Consider the following 14,945-nt stretch of genomic DNA (forward strand, 5'->3'; position numbering starts at 1 on the left):
GTAAGTCAGCAGCAGGCATTTTTCTGTCAGTTGATGGTTATTTCAAATGGGTCCAAAGGTGGGTATAGGCCAGAGCCAACCTTTCAGCCAACTGTTCATTGGTGCTGGAGCCACCATGCCCACCTTCGGTATTTTCGTAGTACCAAATGGGGTAATCATAGGACATCATTTTAGCCGCCATTTTTCTGGCATGCCCCGGGTGTACCCGATCGTCGCGGGTCGAAGTGTAAAAGAAGGTGGCCGGATATGCTGTGTCTCGCTTGAGGTTTTGGTAGGGACTGTATTTTTTGATATAGGCCCACTGCTCTGGAATGTCTGGGTTACCAAACTCGCCCATCCAACTGGCGCCAGCCAGCAGTTTGTTGTAGCGCTTCATATCTAATAAAGGCACGCCACAAATCACCGCACCATACAAATCTGGTCTGCGAGTCATGGTGGCACCCACCAACAAGCCGCCATTTGAACGCCCTTCTATACCCAAGTGCTGAGGTGAAGTGATTTTACGCTTGATTAAATCTTCGGCCACCGCCTCAAAGTCTTCAAATGATTTGGTTCTGTTTTCTAACAGCGCCGCTTGGTGCCACTTGGGGCCATATTCACCACCACCGCGGATACTGGCTGAAACAAATACACCGCCTCGATCCAGCCATAATTTGCCATACGCTCCTTCCAAGGCTTCGTACGAACCTGAATAAGATGGGGTCAGGGCATTGCGAAAACCACCGTATGAAAAGATGTGAGTGGGGTTGCTGCCATCAAATACCGTGTCTTTATTCATAACAATAAAATATGGCACGAAGGTGCCATCGGCAGAACGAGCAAAAAACTGCTCAACCTGATAAGGGCCGGGATCAAAGCTCTGTGCCTGTGATTTTACTGCTTTGGGCACAAGTGTCTCACCATTCACATGGTACAAGGTCGGTGGCGTGATGAATGATTCATACTCTGCAAAAAAGCTGCCACTTTCATCATCCACAGCAGTGATGCCTATGGCACCGTTATCTGGAAACGCCACTTGGGTCACTTGCCACGCATCACCCTCACGGCTGTGCACATGTACTTGGCTGACCACATCAGACAAAATCGTGACGATGATGGCATCATCTGTGGTTGAGATTCCTTCGATGTTTTCATTCGCTTTAGGACTCAAGAATACCGACCAATCTGTTGCCTCAATCTTGGCTTTGCGTCCACTTAAAATATCCGGACTCATCAACAAAACGGTCCCTTGTTTTAAATCCTGACCCTGGTAGGTCCAATCTTCTTTCAGCGAAACAATCATATCGCCTTGAAACACGCCACTGATAACAGCGGAACTTGGTATGGACAACTCATAGGTTTTACCATCTATCAATTGATAATAGGTGTTGGTCCAGAAACTGGTGCTGTCAATTATGAAATCTTTGGCTTTCTCATCTTTACCCGTTCTGAAAGCAAACACCGAAACCGATTTCACATCCGCCTCCAGTAGCGTTTTTGCCGCTGAAAGTTCAGTACCTCTTTGCCACAATTTCATGACCCGTGGGTAACCTGATTCGGTCATGGTGCCGGCACCAAAATCAGTGGCCACAAACAAGTGGTCCTTATCTCTCCAAGTGACCCGCATTTTAGATTCTGGCAAAGAAAACCCGTCTTTGATGAAAGCTTTCTTCTTCATATTGAACTCTTGCATCATCACGGCATCACCACCACCGGGGGAAATAGAAACCAGACACCGGCGGTATTCAGGTGCCAGACAATTCATGCCTTTGAACACCCAGTTACCCTCGTTTTCAGCATTGTACTTATCCATGTCCAATACGGTTTGCCACTTGGGCGCATCGTTGCGATTAAAATCTTTCAGTTTCGCTCGGCGATAAATACCGCGAGGATTATTTTCATCTTTCCAATAGTTATAAACCCAATCACCACGTTGGGACACCGAAGGAATACGTGATTTGTTATTCAAAGTGGCCAAGGCTTGGTCGTACAGTTCTTGGTATATGGGCTTTGATTTATAGGCATCTGCAGTCTTGTCATTTTGCTCAAACACCCATTCCATGGATTTTTTGGCATCAACATCCTCTAACCACATAAATGGATCGTCGACAGCGTCTTTGGCAGTGGCATGGAAAGAAATCAATATAGCGAGTAAGCAGTATTTACGCATCAGGGCATCCAGTTTCAAAAGAACAAAGATATTAACAGTTTCAAACAAAAAATTCATCAGACCAAGCCCTAATCATGACTTTTGACAGGGCTATTGTGCCCCGGCAATGAAAGAACTTAGGCTGTATCAGGTCTGTTTAATTATGAATAACATAAAAATCACTGCATTTCTGACATCATTGTTGCTGGCGTTGACTTGCCATGCTGAAAAAATCACCTTCACCAGCACTACCAAACAAACCACTTTGATTGAACTTTATACCTCTGAGGGTTGCAGCTCCTGCCCGCCTGCCGATCAATTTTTGAGCCAGTTCAGTGCCGCAGATGAATTGTGGCAAAAATACATTCCGTTGGCTTTTCATGTTGATTATTGGGATTACATCGGCTGGCAAGATGTTTTTGCTGAGCCAGCTTTTTCCAAGCGCCAAAGACAACACAAAAAACAAGCCAACATCGCTGCTGTTTATACCCCTGGATTTGTAGTCAATGGCAGCGAATGGGCTGGCTTTTTTAAACCTTGGCGTGCCTTGCCTGAAACTGATTCCTCACCCGGAACGCTGAGTTTAACAATCGATCAACAACTGGCGACAGTCAGTTTCCCTCAGGCAAAAAATCAATTGGCATTCAATATGGCCGTTGTGGGCATGGGTTTAGAGACCCAGGTCCAAGCAGGAGAAAATCACGGAAAAACTTTGTTACATGATTTTGTTGTTTTGGCTCACATGAAACAACAAGCTGTGAGTCAGCATGCATTCACATTACCCTTGATCCATAAACACCAACCACAACGTTTTGCGGTGGTGGCTTGGGTGTCTGCTGTTGATACACTACAGCCCATTCAGGCAGTGGGTGGTTTTGTGCCAGATGGCAGCATCAATACCCTTCAATAAATGACTGCTTCAATCAGCACTTTCATTGACTGGATAATAATAACCATTGAACCAAGGATACCAGCTGTTACCTCCATCATTTGATTCCTCAAAAAACTGCTGTACCACGCCATCATTCAATTGCGACCAGGTACCTCTGAAGTCTTTGATCTGAGGATTTTGTTGTTTTGATTCATAATATATTTTTCCTTCTAACCTCATTGCTTCTCGATCTTGCAGCTGAACCAAGCCACCGGCATATTCAATCACCACACCATTACTGACCCAGCGCTGAACCCACTGCTCAGTGATGCCATTGAAATAATTCATGCTGAAGCCAGTGTTACCACTGGCGCTAATCCATTGTTCTCTAATCAAGCAGCCATCCTCTGAACGGGTGATGGAATTTGTGCCTGCCATTAGGCCTTTTTTATCTGGCTGGGTGTATACCTCCCATTGTCCCAGCCAAAAATCAAATTGACGGTATTTTTCATTGAATAAACAAGGCTTCAGGTTGCGCTCGATACTGGCTACAGTTTGTTGGTATTTTGCGCTGGATTTAAACCCTGAAAAACCATTGTCAGCCTTGTATTGGGTCAGGTTACTGAAACCTGATGCAGTGGCTGAGTGTAAGGCTTGCCACATCAAAGTGGTTTGTTGCAACAAGCTGTATGCTTGGGCTTTTTGATAGTGAATTTGAGCCACAGGTATGCGTTGTGGATTGAGAATTTTAGCATTGGTATCCAGCGCTTGCTGGCCTTGCTTTGAATGAATAAAGGCATCAGCCAGTTGAAATAAATCAACTTCAGTCAGTTCCTCCTCATTGCTTAAATGCTCATAAGCTTGGATGACAGCCTGCCAATTCTCGGCTTGATACATCTGATTGGCCTTGCTTCGAGTCTCAGCAAGTGCAAAATCAGCACTGACCATGCTCCCAAGCAAAATCCAAATAAATTTTGCTAATGAAATACTTATTGGCTTGTGCATTTGAGTTGTTTATTAATCTATCAATTAACCAACATGTTAACAGCTAGTGGAAGCAAATACAGCTTGATTAAAAAATGGACTGACCTGTCTCTGTGGTGAACTGTTCTAAAAATTTCAGCCCCCGGTAAGAGTTACCTTTTTCATTCAACCGCGGCGACCAAACCGCGATGCTGAATTCTTTGGGTAAAACGGCCACGATACCGCCGCCTACACCACTTTTACCCGGTAGCCCAACTTGATAAGCAAAATCACCTGCTTCATCATAGAAACCGCAGGTTAACATGATGGCGTTGATGCGTTTGGTTTGACTGCGATTCAGCAGCCGATGGTGGTCATCGATGGTTTGACCGTTGTTAGCGAAAAACAGGAATGTTTTTGCCAACTGTTCACAATTGATGGCCACTGAACAACAGTCGAAATACAGCGCTAAAACATCATCAACATCATTGTGGATGTTGCCCAAGGATTTTAAGAAATTAACCAATGCGACATTGCGATAGCCTTCGGCTTTTTCAGATTCTGCGACGTTCCGATCAAACTGAATGCCCTCATCACCTGAAAATGAATGAATCAAATCCAGCAATGCCGCTTTGGGGTCTTGGTATAAATCCAGCAGCACATCGCTGACCACCAAAGCACCGGCATTCGAAAATGGATTTCGTGGGATACCATCATCATGCTCAAGGGTGCCCAATGAATTAAACGGTGTGCCAGATGGTTCGACTCCGACACGTTGCCATAACTGGCCACCCAGCCGAGCATAGGCCAAACTCAACAACAATACTTTGACGATACTTTGCAGGGAAAAATGCGTCTGCCAGTCACCGGTACGATAAATTTTACCGTCAACATGGGCCAAACACACACCAAACTGATCATCATCGATACCAGCCAATTCAGGTATGTAATCAGCCACTTCACCGTAGTTCTTATGTAACAAAACCTCTTGATGAATGCGTTCTATGATTTGTTGGTAGTTCATGTTGATTTAATTCATACAGTCATTGAAGTCACATGGTAACTAAAACCCGAATAGAATCCAACTGTGGTTGGGTGTTATTGATTGTGGTGATGGCTGCAGTTAAATTTTGTTGCAAATGATCGATTTCAATGTCGCGTACTTGACCATTGTTGTTTGCCAATTGTTTGAGGCGTTTGATTTCATGATTGATGTTGGATGACACTTGTACCTCAGCTTGTTGTTTGATTTCCGGTAATTGCTGTTGCATCATGTCATCGGCTTTTTCCAATAACAATTTGACCACAGAGAGCTTGGCCTTAAGTACCTCAACCGCAACATTCATTGGTACCGCATTTTTGAATTTATTGACCACTGCTTCTGTCAATTTACTGCCCACTTCCACACCAGATTCTGCCAACAAAAAACGGCGATTAATTGGTGGCAGATAACGTGCCAACTGCATGCTGCTTTTACCCGACGCTTGTATCAGGTATCGGCATTCTAAAAAGATTTGACCGGCATTCAGTCCCGAGTCTTTCAGCACCGCAAAAGCCGTGTTGCCTTTTTCTTGATTGATGATCAATTCCAGCAGCTCATTGACCATGGGGTGTTCCCAGGTGATGTAATGAAAGGTTTCATTAGCCAAGGCTATTTCACGGTCGTAAGTGATGGTCATGCCATCTTCAATCAGGAAAGGAAAGTAGCCATCCATTTCATCGGTGGGCCGGATGATTTCGCTGCCCGCGCGATGTTCTTCATAATGCACCCCAAACAAATCAAACACCTTGTGCATGAATCTTTCCAGTTGCTCAGACTGTTGGAAATTCTCGGCATCAGCAGTCAAACTGGCTGCCTCAGCCGGTCGGCATGAGTTGTATTCCAGCAAGCGATCACGGCCTTTGGTCATTTGTGACAACAGTTCTTGGCTCATTTTTTGGCTGTCTGCCAATAATTTTGATAAGGCTTTGGTATCCAGCTGTTGGTTCAATTGTGCTGCAAAAGCGCTGTACACATGATGGGCTGCAGGGTTGGTTTGTGTGAATAGATTCAAACCGTGGTGATACCATTGAAACCACCTTTCCTGCGCACTGTCAGCAAAATAAGGCACATGGATTTGAATGGTTTCGGTTTGACCAATTCGATCTAAACGCCCGATTCGTTGTTCCAACAAATCCGGATGTGCAGGCAAATCAAAAAACAACAAATGATGTGCAAACTGAAAATTCCGTCCCTCACTGCCAATCTCAGAACACAACAAAACATGGGTACCGTTATCAATATCTGCAAACCAAGCCGCAGCTTGATCTCGCTCAATCAAACTCATGCCCTCATGAAACACCGCCACATGAATGCCATATGCTTCTCTGAGGTGATCTTCTAACTGTAAAACTGTGGCAGCTTGTGATGCAATAATCAGCATTTTTTCATGCTTCAACTGTTTGATTTTTTCACACAGCCATGTCACCCTTGTATCATACTCAAGCCAGGCGCCTGACACTTCCTCATCCAGCGCAGTTTCTGGCGTCAGCACTTCTTGTGCCGTTGTGTTTTGATAAGCTTTTGGTAAGGGCAAAACATGGCTGTTCAACTCACGTTGAGGAAAACCACTGACCGACCCTCTAGTGTTGCGGAACAGAACACGCCCAGTGCCGTGTTGGTCTAACAGTTGATTGATAACGGCTTGGCCGGCTTCAGGGTCATTACCGAGGTTTTGAATTTGTTCTAATAAGTCTTCGTTGATGTGACCAGCCAACATGGCAACGATCGCATTGGTGTCCACAGTATGCTCAAGATTCACAGCATCAATCAATGCCTCGATGGCATCAGCCACTTGTTCAAACTCGGCTTCCTCAGCCAGAAATTGTTCGAAATCATGGTACCGATCGGGATCTAATAAACGCAATCTGGCAAAATGGCTTTTGCGACCCAATTGTTCAGGCGTCGCCGTCAGTAACAACACCCCAGGTATTTTCAGCGCAAATGATTCAATGATTTGGTAGGCCATCACAGAATCAGAGGCGGCTTGATTTTCATCTAATTCACCCTCAAACCACTCTAAATGATGGGCTTCATCGACCACCATCAAATCCCAGTCGGCAGCTAAAATTTGCTCTTCACGCAGTGGGTTTTCAAGTATCATTTCCAGTGGTAACAACACCAATTGGCTGCTCTCAAAAGGGTTCTCAAAACCACTGGAGAGTTCGATCTCTTGGCACTTTTCTTCGTCGAAGACACTCACTTGCAAATTGAACCGTCGCAGCAGTTCAACCATCCACTGGTGAGTTAAACTTTCCGGCACAATAATGATGGCCCTTTGCGCACGATTGGTCAGTAGTTGTTGGTGTAAGATTAAACAAGCCTCGATGGTTTTACCCAGACCCACTTCATCCGCCAACAGTACCCTGGGCGCGTGTCTTTTACCCACCGAATGAGCGATGTATAACTGATGCGGCAACAACGCAGTGCGACACCCCGTTAAACCAAACAGCTCAGATGTCCGCAATCGTTGTTGGTGACGCAGTGCCGCTTGTCTTAAGTCATACCATTTAAGCTTATCGATCTGCGCATTCAGTAATCGATCTGCGGGGCGATCCAAGGAAATGTTGTTATTGATTTCTGATTCAGGTATCACATCTTCCTGGCCATCATCTTTATAACCAAAATAAATGTTCAAGCCGTTGAGGTTTTTGACCTCATTGACGGTGATATGCCAACCATCTTTGTGCTGTAAAACATCATCAACTTGTGCCTCATAACGACTCAATGGGGCAGAATCTTTGGCATAAATCCTTTCTTCTTCTACTGCATCAAACATGACCTTAACCATGCGGTGATTTTCAGCAGTTACTCGACCCAAGCCCAGTTGTAAATCGGCGTTGTTGATGTAGCGTTGTCCAATGGTGAATTGCATATGGCTGGTTGTTTTTAAAAATGCGCTATTTTAGCAGTGTTTGTTGCATTTACCCATCCTCCGACGCCAAAAGCAAACAGATTCATTACCCCATGTTCAACGATTCAAGCATGGGCTATCAATTATCTTTCGCAATCAGCTAAAATCACCTGATGCTTAAATTACTCATCATCTTTAACCCCAACGCTGGCAGTGGTCGCAGTCAGAAGTATTTGCCTTTGATTACAAGCCACTTAGAACATCACCAAATCAACTTTGATTTATTGACCACTACCCATTCTGGCCACGCCAAAGAGTTAATCGAAACAGCTGATTTGAGTCAGTATTCAGGTTTGATTGCGGCCGGTGGTGACGGCACTTTATTTGAATTGGTCAATGGTTTGATGCAACATGAGGCAGCAGCTCGCATTCCATTGGGCGTGATTCCAGTGGGGACCGGCAATGCTTTTGCCCGTGAATTGGGCTTGATGCCTACTGACTGGCAAAAAGGCATCGAAATCATCCTCCAGCAACAAACCAAGCACATTGACATAGGAATGGCTCAGGATAAACACCATGCCATGTACTTCATTAATATCCTGGGTATGGGTTTTGTGGTCAATGCTGGTCAAACCACCACCAAGATCAAAAAATTGGGGAAATCAGCCTATACCTTTGCGACCCTGTGGGAAACCATCAAATTAAAAAAGTATCCAATGGCCATCAGCATGGTTGATAGCAACAACCAAACAATTGAAATGGCAGATGAACTGGTGTTTGTAGAAGTGGCCAATAGCCGTTACACCGGCACCTCATTTCTGATTGCGCCAGATGCCAAAATTGATGACGGTTTGCTTGATGTGATCATTTTAAAGCAAATATCTCGGGCTAAAATCCTGCGCTTGTTTCCAACTATTTATTCTGGCCAACACATCAATTACAGCGAAGTTAAAACCTTTCAAGTAAAAAGCATCACCATCAAAACCAAACAACCCATGCCACTGATGCCCGATGGCGAATTCAATGGAGAAACGCCTGTGAAGATCATGTGCCTGCCCGCCCAAATTCAATTTTTTTCATGATGCCAGTCAACCTAAATCGATTGCCGCTCGTTGTACCCGTAAATAACACTGGAAATAGAAATGAAAAAATTACATTTATTGCTGATGATTACAGGCTTTACCCTCACCACTGGCTGTCATGCCCACAAAGCCAACAAAGTGGTGGTGGTTAAAAAACCCCATAAAACCCAAGTGGTATTGGTAGATAATCAACACCTGCGTTCAAATTACCGCATCGTTCATGTCAAGCCAAAGAAACACTCTGTTTGTAAAAAACACAACAAACATTGGCATTGTCATTGAAACCAAAACCTTGGCAAACATTTGCTGGACTTGGGTGACTCAGAGCTTGATGACTAACCCCTCTTGAGGCGGTAGTTTCCCTTGGCTGATGGCTTTGAAGTGAGCCTGCAACTGTTCCAGAGAGTGCAGCTGTTTGACCACCAACCAGCGACTGCTATCTATCGCTGCCCTTTGCATGAACTGAGTGGCTTTGGACTCAAATGCAGCAGGCCCCCAATCAGCATAACGCTGTTCAATGTGACTGGGTGCAAAAAACATCTGGCTGCGGGCCTCGATGAAACCGACTTGCATTTGATTTTCAGACCAATGGGTCAGTCCCACATGCGATGAAAACATCATGTTTTCACCCAAATGCCGGTGCAGTGCTGCAATCACCTCACCATTACCTGACATATCCACCAAAACAGTCTTCTTGCTGGCATCAATTTCATGGAGTTGACCATAATTGATGCAGCTTGAATAATATCCAGTTTCACCTATGAATGCTTGATTGCCTGGTGATGTGATGCCAACAACTTCAAGTGCTGCATCATCCTCATGCAAGGCAAAGGCCAGCCCTAAACTGGTTTTGCTTGAAGCACTGATGATGACAATTTGTGCTGCATCAAAATACTGTTGACTCACCAGCATGTCATGCAAGCAGAACGACGTGATGTGTAATGGAAATAAAAGCATCCGTAAATCATCTTGGCTGGCATCATATCCTGGCTCTGCATCAACCCTGCGATAGACGTTATAACCAGCAGGCAGAGCTGCGCGATGTTCTGCGCCATCCAACCAGCTTGACTCTTTGACTTTGAGCGGCCTCATCACCCATTCGGTGGCGGTTGGGAAGTAGCCAAACAAACGTTCGCCTACAGGCACATCGGCATTTTTAGACTCAATCACTTCAGCGAAACCCCATACTGGAATGATGCCATACAGATGACCCTCATTTTGAGCGGCTGGAAAAAATTGCCAGTACTTCAATTTATCTCCCATTGCCCAATAGGTGATGTTGTTGGCGGTGAATGAGAACGCTTCCACTTTGACTTTTACCTCGCCTTTTTGAATAGTGGTAGATTCTGCGGGGGTTATTAAACGGTTTTGAGTGAGGTCTGTTTTATGTACTTGAAATTGTGTCATGCCAGGTTACCTGTAGTTATTTTAATTCGTCTTATTGAACGTGTTGCGCTTCAAACTGATCTAAAATATGGTGCATGTTGTGCTTCCTTTCAGCACCAGCAAAACTGGCATCAATGGCATTGTGGGTCATGCGCAACAAATCATCATCATTCACACCACAATGTTGTTTTACTGCCATCATGTTCTCAGTCAGGTAGGCACCAAAGTGAGCCGGATCATCAGAATTTATGGTCACATTTAAACCCAAATCCAGCATCTTTTTAATCACGTGTTGCTGCATATGATCGAACACATGCAAACTGATGTTTGAGCACGGACAAACCGTTAGAGGAATTTGGGTTTGTTGTAAATAAGCTATCAATTCTGGGTCATCCAATGAACGGATACCATGATCAATGCGCGAGACTTTAGCGTCTTTGATTGCTGACCAAATGTATTCTGCCGAACCCTCCTCACCAGCATGTGCCACAATCGGCATCCCCAACTCATTAACTTCTGAGAAAATTTCTTTGAACAGACTGGCTGGATAACCCACTTCTATCGCAGCCAAGCCTATGGCCAGAAAACGTTGGGTGTGTTGTTGGTAAAACAGCCAATCTTCGGCAGCTTTTTCAACCCCCAAATGACGAATAAATGTTGGAATCATGCCACCTGAAATTTGCCAATCTTTGGCGGCTTTTTTGAATCCTGACTCAATACCATCTAATACCATTTCAGCTGGAAGTCCACGGTCTGTATAAGTTCTTATGTCACAAAATACTTCTGTATGCATGATGTTTTGTTCTTGGCATTTATTTAAATATGCCACAGTCAGTTCATAAAAATCATCCGCTGACTGAATCACTTCGGTGCCCTGAATGTACAAGTCAACGAATTCTGTTAAGTCCTTAAATTCATAGGCAGATTTGACTTCCTCAAGTGTCTGATAGGGCAGTTTTACCTGATTTTTTTCAGCCAGCTGTAACAACATTTCAGGCATCATTGAACCTTCAATGTGCATGTGTAGCTCTACTTTGGGCATGTTTTTTATGAATTCGGACATGATTGGGCTATTTTGAAAATCAAATATGATAACATTTTCTTGTGGTTTTGATGTGGCACATTGGGCTGTGAGGACGTAAAATAGTCGGTTACTGAAATACTTTCATCTTATGAATACTGACTATTTAGACTTTGAACAACCATTGGCGGAATTAGAAGCCAAAATCAATGAATTGCAGAACGTCAGCGATGACAATTCCATCAATATAGATGAGGAAATTCAAAGGTTAAAAGACAAACTCAAGTCTAAAACAGAAGCCATATTTTCAAATTTATCCGACTGGCAAATCACCCAATTGGCTCGTCACCCAAAGCGCCCTTACACCCTTGACTACATCGACATGATGTTCACTGACTTTCAGGAATTACATGGTGATCGGGCTTTTGCAGATGATGCCGCTATTGTCGGTGGTTTGGCTAAGCTGGATGGTCAGTCTGTGATGGTTATTGGCCACCAAAAAGGCCGCAACACCAAAACAAAAATCAAACGCAATTTTGGTATGCCAAGACCAGAGGGGTACCGCAAAGCGCTGCGCTTGATGCGCATGGCCGAACAATTCGACTTGCCTATTCTCACCTTTATCGATACCCCAGGTGCCTACCCTGGCATTGGTGCAGAAGAGCGTGGCCAATCAGAAGCCATCGCTAAAAACTTGGAAGTGATGTCACACCTCAAAGTACCCATCATTTGTACGGTCATTGGTGAGGGCGGATCTGGTGGTGCCCTGGCCATTGGTGTGGGCGATGTCACTTTGATGCTCGAGTACAGTACCTATTCAGTGATTTCACCTGAAGGTTGTGCTTCCATTCTTTGGCGCAGTGCTGAAAAAGCACAAGATGCCGCTGAAGCCCTGAGCATCACTTCAGGAAAGTTAAAAGCATTTGGCTTGATTGATGAAATCATCGATGAACCTTTAGGCAGTGCCTACCGCGATACTGAATATGTGGCCCAACAACTTAAATCTGCCATTGTTAACAATCTGAAAAGACTCCGTGAACTAGAGCAATCAGACTTGATTCAAAAACGCTACGAAAAACAAATGTCATATGGTGCTTTCAGCGAATAATGATTCGCTGTTAACTGACCAACATTTTCCCATTGCGGAACGTTATTGGGTGGCTTTCAGTGGCGGGGTCGATTCAACCGCTTTGCTTTATGCCGTAAGCCAGATACCAATACTCAAAGAGAAATTAACGGCACTGCATATCAATCATAATATACAGGATGATGCCAAAGCTTGGACTGAGCACTGTCAAAGTTTTTGCCACCAATTAGAAATTAATTTGGTCATTGAATCGGTTTATCCTGATTCTCCCAGCGAAGACAGCTGTAGACAAGCCAGATTAGCAACATACAACAAACACCTTAATGCCGGTGATTGTCTGCTGATGGCTCATCATGCAGATGATCAAATTGAAACAATATTATTTCGTTTATTCAGAGGCACTGGCCTGCATGGTCTAACGGGTATGGCAGAAACACAAGCCATGGACCACTATATGATTCATCGGCCTTTTTTGCATCTCAAGAAAAGCACATTGATTGATTATGTCCAGGCTCATGGGCTGAACCATATAACAGATTACAGTAACAATGATGACAATTACAGCCGCAATCACATTCGTAACTGTTTAATCCCAGCGATTATTCAGTACAATAAATCTGCAACTGAGAAGCTCATCAAAACAGCAGAAAATTTGAGCCAAAGTGATGACTTATTGCGATCATTACTGGGCAAGGATAACCCATTGAATATAACAAGGATCAATACACCTGAACTGTTGGCAACCGCCTTGTATCATTGGATTATTAACATACAACACAGTCCACCAAGTCATAACAGACTTCGGCAGTATGCCGCTGACTGTTTGTATGCAGCTTATGATAAAAATCCGCTTCTTGACCACAAAGATATCAGGCTGTTTCGTTGGCAAAAACAAATTTTTGCCTTGAACAAACTCAGCTTAAATACTCATTCAGAGACTATGATAGCGCTCACTAATAAAGCCTCAACTCCACTAAAAGTTGGCCAATTGGTTTTTAAAAGTGAAAAAATTAAGTCGCTGCGTGTAGCCGTCAAATACCAACAAGGCAGTGAGACCATCCAAACTGATATCAAAAGACCACATAAAACCATTAAAAAATTGTTTCAAGAAAATCAAATACCTCCATGGGTCAGGCAGTGCATTCCTTACATTTATATAGAAAATAAGTTAGTTGCAGTTGGATCCTTATTCATCAGTCATTCATTCCAACAGTATTTAGATGAAAATAAAGCACAAATTGAATGGTTATCACCAAACTTTCTTTTGTAAAATAAGCCCATGAGCCAAACACAATCATTTGAAAAAAAATTAGAACAACTCACAAAAGTCATCAACCAAATGGAACAGACTGATGTGGGCTTGGAACAATCACTCAAGCTCTATGAGCAAGGCATCAAGCTCACCAGAGAATGCCAAAAAATCATTGCTGATGCTGAAACAAAAATTGAACAGCTGATGCAACAAGCCGATGACTGATAAACGCAATGAATGAACGCATAGATCAATTCCTTGCATCACAGTTAAATCAACTCAAAATACACAACAGTGGTCGATTAATCGCTGCCATGGAGTACACCCTACTCAATGGCGGCAAACGCATGCGACCCAAATTAGTTTATGCCACTGCTGAAAGTATTGGATTGGATTTGAGTGTGGCAGATCACATCGCAGCAGCCATAGAGATGATTCACGCCTATTCTTTGATTCACGATGATTTACCAGCAATGGATGATGATGATTTACGCCGTGGACAAGCTACTTGTCATATCAAGTTTGATGAGGCTACTGCTATTTTGGCAGCTGATGCCTTACAAACTTTGGCCTTTGAATGTCTATCACAAACTACCATTAATTCATCAACGATTGTTAAACTGATACAAAACTTGGCCAAAGCTGCAGGAGCCCCAGGTATGGTCGGTGGTCAAATGCTTGACCTTGAGGCCGAAGACAAGACATTAAACATCGATGAACTACAAGAAATTCACAGCAAGAAAACCGGGGCATTACTGCAAAGCTGTGTGACCATGGTTACTGATTGTGATGACAGCATGAATCAAGATAAACGAAAGCACTTTAAAGCTTTTGCTGAACATTTTGGTATTGCTTATCAAATCATTGATGATGTATTAGATGTCAGCAGTGATACCGAAACATTAGGTAAACCGGCTCAATCTGATCTTAAAAACAACAAAAGTACTTACCCCAGTTTATTAGGTTTGGATCAAGCCAGAAACAAAGCCAAAGACCACATTGATGTTGCCGCCTCACACTTGGCTTCAATCAGTCATAGCTCAGAATTAAGTCAACTACTTCAGCTGGTTGCTAAGCGCACTTTTTAAAAACATATATTAATTGAAACTGTCGTTTCAAACCCACAAATTTCAAGCAAAAAAAAGCCCCAACTTATGTTGAGGCTTTTCTACTTGTAAGATTCTGGCGATGTCCTACTCTCACATGGGAACTCCCACACTACCATCGGCGATGCTACATTTCACTGCTGAGTTCGAGATGGG

Annotated in this window: 13 protein-coding genes and 1 rRNA gene; 7 read left to right on the top strand and 7 right to left on the bottom strand. The window is 43.7% G+C overall.

Going from position 1 to position 14,945, the window contains the following annotated elements:
* Positions 1-37 precede the first annotated feature (37 nt).
* Entirely contained in the window at positions 38-2,206 is a 2,169-nt protein-coding gene (locus tag QNI24_RS15185) for a prolyl oligopeptidase family serine peptidase (RefSeq protein ID WP_267177449.1), read from the bottom strand.
* 85 nt (positions 2,207-2,291) lie between these two features.
* Between QNI24_RS15185 and QNI24_RS15190 the strand changes: the two genes are divergently transcribed.
* Positions 2,292-3,038, top strand: a complete 747-nt coding sequence (locus QNI24_RS15190; RefSeq protein ID WP_267177450.1) for a DUF1223 domain-containing protein — start codon at positions 2,292-2,294, stop codon at positions 3,036-3,038.
* A gap of 9 nt (positions 3,039-3,047) precedes the next feature.
* Here the strand turns inward: QNI24_RS15190 and QNI24_RS15195 are convergent, their stop codons facing one another.
* The 3 genes from QNI24_RS15195 to rapA all read right to left on the bottom strand — a co-directional run bounded on the left by QNI24_RS15195 (position 3,048) and on the right by rapA (position 7,876).
* The gene (locus tag QNI24_RS15195; RefSeq protein ID WP_267177451.1) at positions 3,048-4,004 is read right to left on the bottom strand and encodes a hypothetical protein; all 957 of its coding nucleotides are present in this window, start codon (positions 4,002-4,004) and stop codon (positions 3,048-3,050) included.
* Between the two features lie 67 nt (positions 4,005-4,071).
* On the bottom strand, positions 4,072-4,986 hold the full coding sequence (locus QNI24_RS15200) for a glutaminase (protein WP_267177452.1): 915 nt from the start codon (positions 4,984-4,986) through the stop codon (positions 4,072-4,074).
* A gap of 28 nt (positions 4,987-5,014) precedes the next feature.
* The gene (gene rapA / locus QNI24_RS15205; protein ID WP_267177453.1) at positions 5,015-7,876 is read right to left on the bottom strand and encodes an RNA polymerase-associated protein RapA; all 2,862 of its coding nucleotides are present in this window, start codon (positions 7,874-7,876) and stop codon (positions 5,015-5,017) included.
* Positions 7,877-8,028: 152 nt separating this feature from the next.
* Here rapA and QNI24_RS15210 point away from each other — a divergent pair, with 152 nt between their 5' ends.
* Both QNI24_RS15210 and QNI24_RS15215 read left to right on the top strand, forming a co-directional pair.
* Positions 8,029-8,937 (top strand): diacylglycerol/lipid kinase family protein, encoded by a 909-nt coding sequence (locus tag QNI24_RS15210; protein WP_267177454.1) that lies wholly within the window; start codon positions 8,029-8,031, stop codon positions 8,935-8,937.
* Between the two features lie 60 nt (positions 8,938-8,997).
* Positions 8,998-9,219, top strand: coding sequence for a hypothetical protein (locus tag QNI24_RS15215; RefSeq protein WP_267177455.1), 222 nt, complete (start codon positions 8,998-9,000; stop codon positions 9,217-9,219).
* A gap of 39 nt (positions 9,220-9,258) precedes the next feature.
* Here QNI24_RS15215 and QNI24_RS15220 read toward each other — a convergent pair whose 3' ends face one another.
* Positions 9,259-10,344, bottom strand: coding sequence for a DUF2855 family protein (locus tag QNI24_RS15220; RefSeq protein ID WP_267177456.1), 1,086 nt, complete (start codon positions 10,342-10,344; stop codon positions 9,259-9,261).
* A gap of 31 nt (positions 10,345-10,375) precedes the next feature.
* Positions 10,376-11,386 carry an adenosine deaminase gene (add, locus tag QNI24_RS15225; RefSeq protein WP_267177457.1) on the bottom strand — a complete coding sequence of 337 codons (1,011 nt, stop codon included), beginning with the start codon at positions 11,384-11,386 and terminating at the stop codon, positions 10,376-10,378.
* A gap of 109 nt (positions 11,387-11,495) precedes the next feature.
* Between add and QNI24_RS15230 the strand changes: the two genes are divergently transcribed.
* The 4 genes from QNI24_RS15230 to QNI24_RS15245 are packed head-to-tail and all read left to right on the top strand — an operon-like array spanning position 11,496 to position 14,771.
* A complete protein-coding gene (locus tag QNI24_RS15230) occupies positions 11,496-12,452 on the top strand; it encodes an acetyl-CoA carboxylase carboxyltransferase subunit alpha (RefSeq protein WP_267177458.1) in 957 nt (318 codons plus the stop codon).
* Positions 12,433-13,701: a tRNA lysidine(34) synthetase TilS gene (tilS, locus tag QNI24_RS15235; RefSeq protein WP_267177459.1), complete on the top strand. Its 1,269-nt coding sequence runs from the start codon at positions 12,433-12,435 to the stop codon at positions 13,699-13,701. Before QNI24_RS15230 ends, tilS begins: the two co-directional genes overlap by 20 nt.
* 9 nt (positions 13,702-13,710) lie before the next feature.
* Positions 13,711-13,908, top strand: a complete 198-nt coding sequence (locus QNI24_RS15240) for an exodeoxyribonuclease VII small subunit (RefSeq protein ID WP_267177460.1) — start codon at positions 13,711-13,713, stop codon at positions 13,906-13,908.
* Positions 13,909-13,916: 8 nt separating this feature from the next.
* Complete coding sequence (locus QNI24_RS15245; protein ID WP_267177461.1) at positions 13,917-14,771, top strand: polyprenyl synthetase family protein; 855 nt, start codon at positions 13,917-13,919, stop codon at positions 14,769-14,771.
* A 92-nt stretch (positions 14,772-14,863) separates the two neighbouring features.
* Here the strand turns inward: QNI24_RS15245 and rrf are convergent.
* Positions 14,864-14,945 (bottom strand): 5S ribosomal RNA (gene rrf / locus QNI24_RS15495); the annotation flags it as partial.

It is taken from the genome of Marinicella marina (genome assembly GCF_030065545.1).
GTDB classification, from domain to species: domain Bacteria; phylum Pseudomonadota; class Gammaproteobacteria; order Xanthomonadales; family Marinicellaceae; genus Marinicella; species Marinicella marina.

What these genes read in the sequence shown, in the direction of transcription:
- QNI24_RS15230 (WP_267177458.1), top strand. Translation starts at nt 11,496, where the DNA reads ATGAATACTGACTATTTAGACTTTGAACAACCATTGGCGGAATTAGAA.
- QNI24_RS15215 (WP_267177455.1), top strand. Translation starts at nt 8,998, where the DNA reads ATGAAAAAATTACATTTATTGCTGATGATTACAGGCTTTACCCTCACC.
- tilS (WP_267177459.1), top strand. Translation starts at nt 12,433, where the DNA reads ATGGTGCTTTCAGCGAATAATGATTCGCTGTTAACTGACCAACATTTT.
- rapA (WP_267177453.1), bottom strand. Translation starts at nt 7,876, where the DNA reads ATGCAATTCACCATTGGACAACGCTACATCAACAACGCCGATTTACAA.
- QNI24_RS15220 (WP_267177456.1), bottom strand. Translation starts at nt 10,344, where the DNA reads ATGACACAATTTCAAGTACATAAAACAGACCTCACTCAAAACCGTTTA.
- QNI24_RS15210 (WP_267177454.1), top strand. Translation starts at nt 8,029, where the DNA reads ATGCTTAAATTACTCATCATCTTTAACCCCAACGCTGGCAGTGGTCGC.
- QNI24_RS15240 (WP_267177460.1), top strand. Translation starts at nt 13,711, where the DNA reads ATGAGCCAAACACAATCATTTGAAAAAAAATTAGAACAACTCACAAAA.
- add (WP_267177457.1), bottom strand. Translation starts at nt 11,386, where the DNA reads ATGTCCGAATTCATAAAAAACATGCCCAAAGTAGAGCTACACATGCAC.
- QNI24_RS15200 (WP_267177452.1), bottom strand. Translation starts at nt 4,986, where the DNA reads ATGAACTACCAACAAATCATAGAACGCATTCATCAAGAGGTTTTGTTA.
- QNI24_RS15195 (WP_267177451.1), bottom strand. Translation starts at nt 4,004, where the DNA reads ATGCACAAGCCAATAAGTATTTCATTAGCAAAATTTATTTGGATTTTG.
- QNI24_RS15185 (WP_267177449.1), bottom strand. Translation starts at nt 2,206, where the DNA reads ATGAATTTTTTGTTTGAAACTGTTAATATCTTTGTTCTTTTGAAACTG.
- QNI24_RS15190 (WP_267177450.1), top strand. Translation starts at nt 2,292, where the DNA reads ATGAATAACATAAAAATCACTGCATTTCTGACATCATTGTTGCTGGCG.
- QNI24_RS15245 (WP_267177461.1), top strand. Translation starts at nt 13,917, where the DNA reads ATGAATGAACGCATAGATCAATTCCTTGCATCACAGTTAAATCAACTC.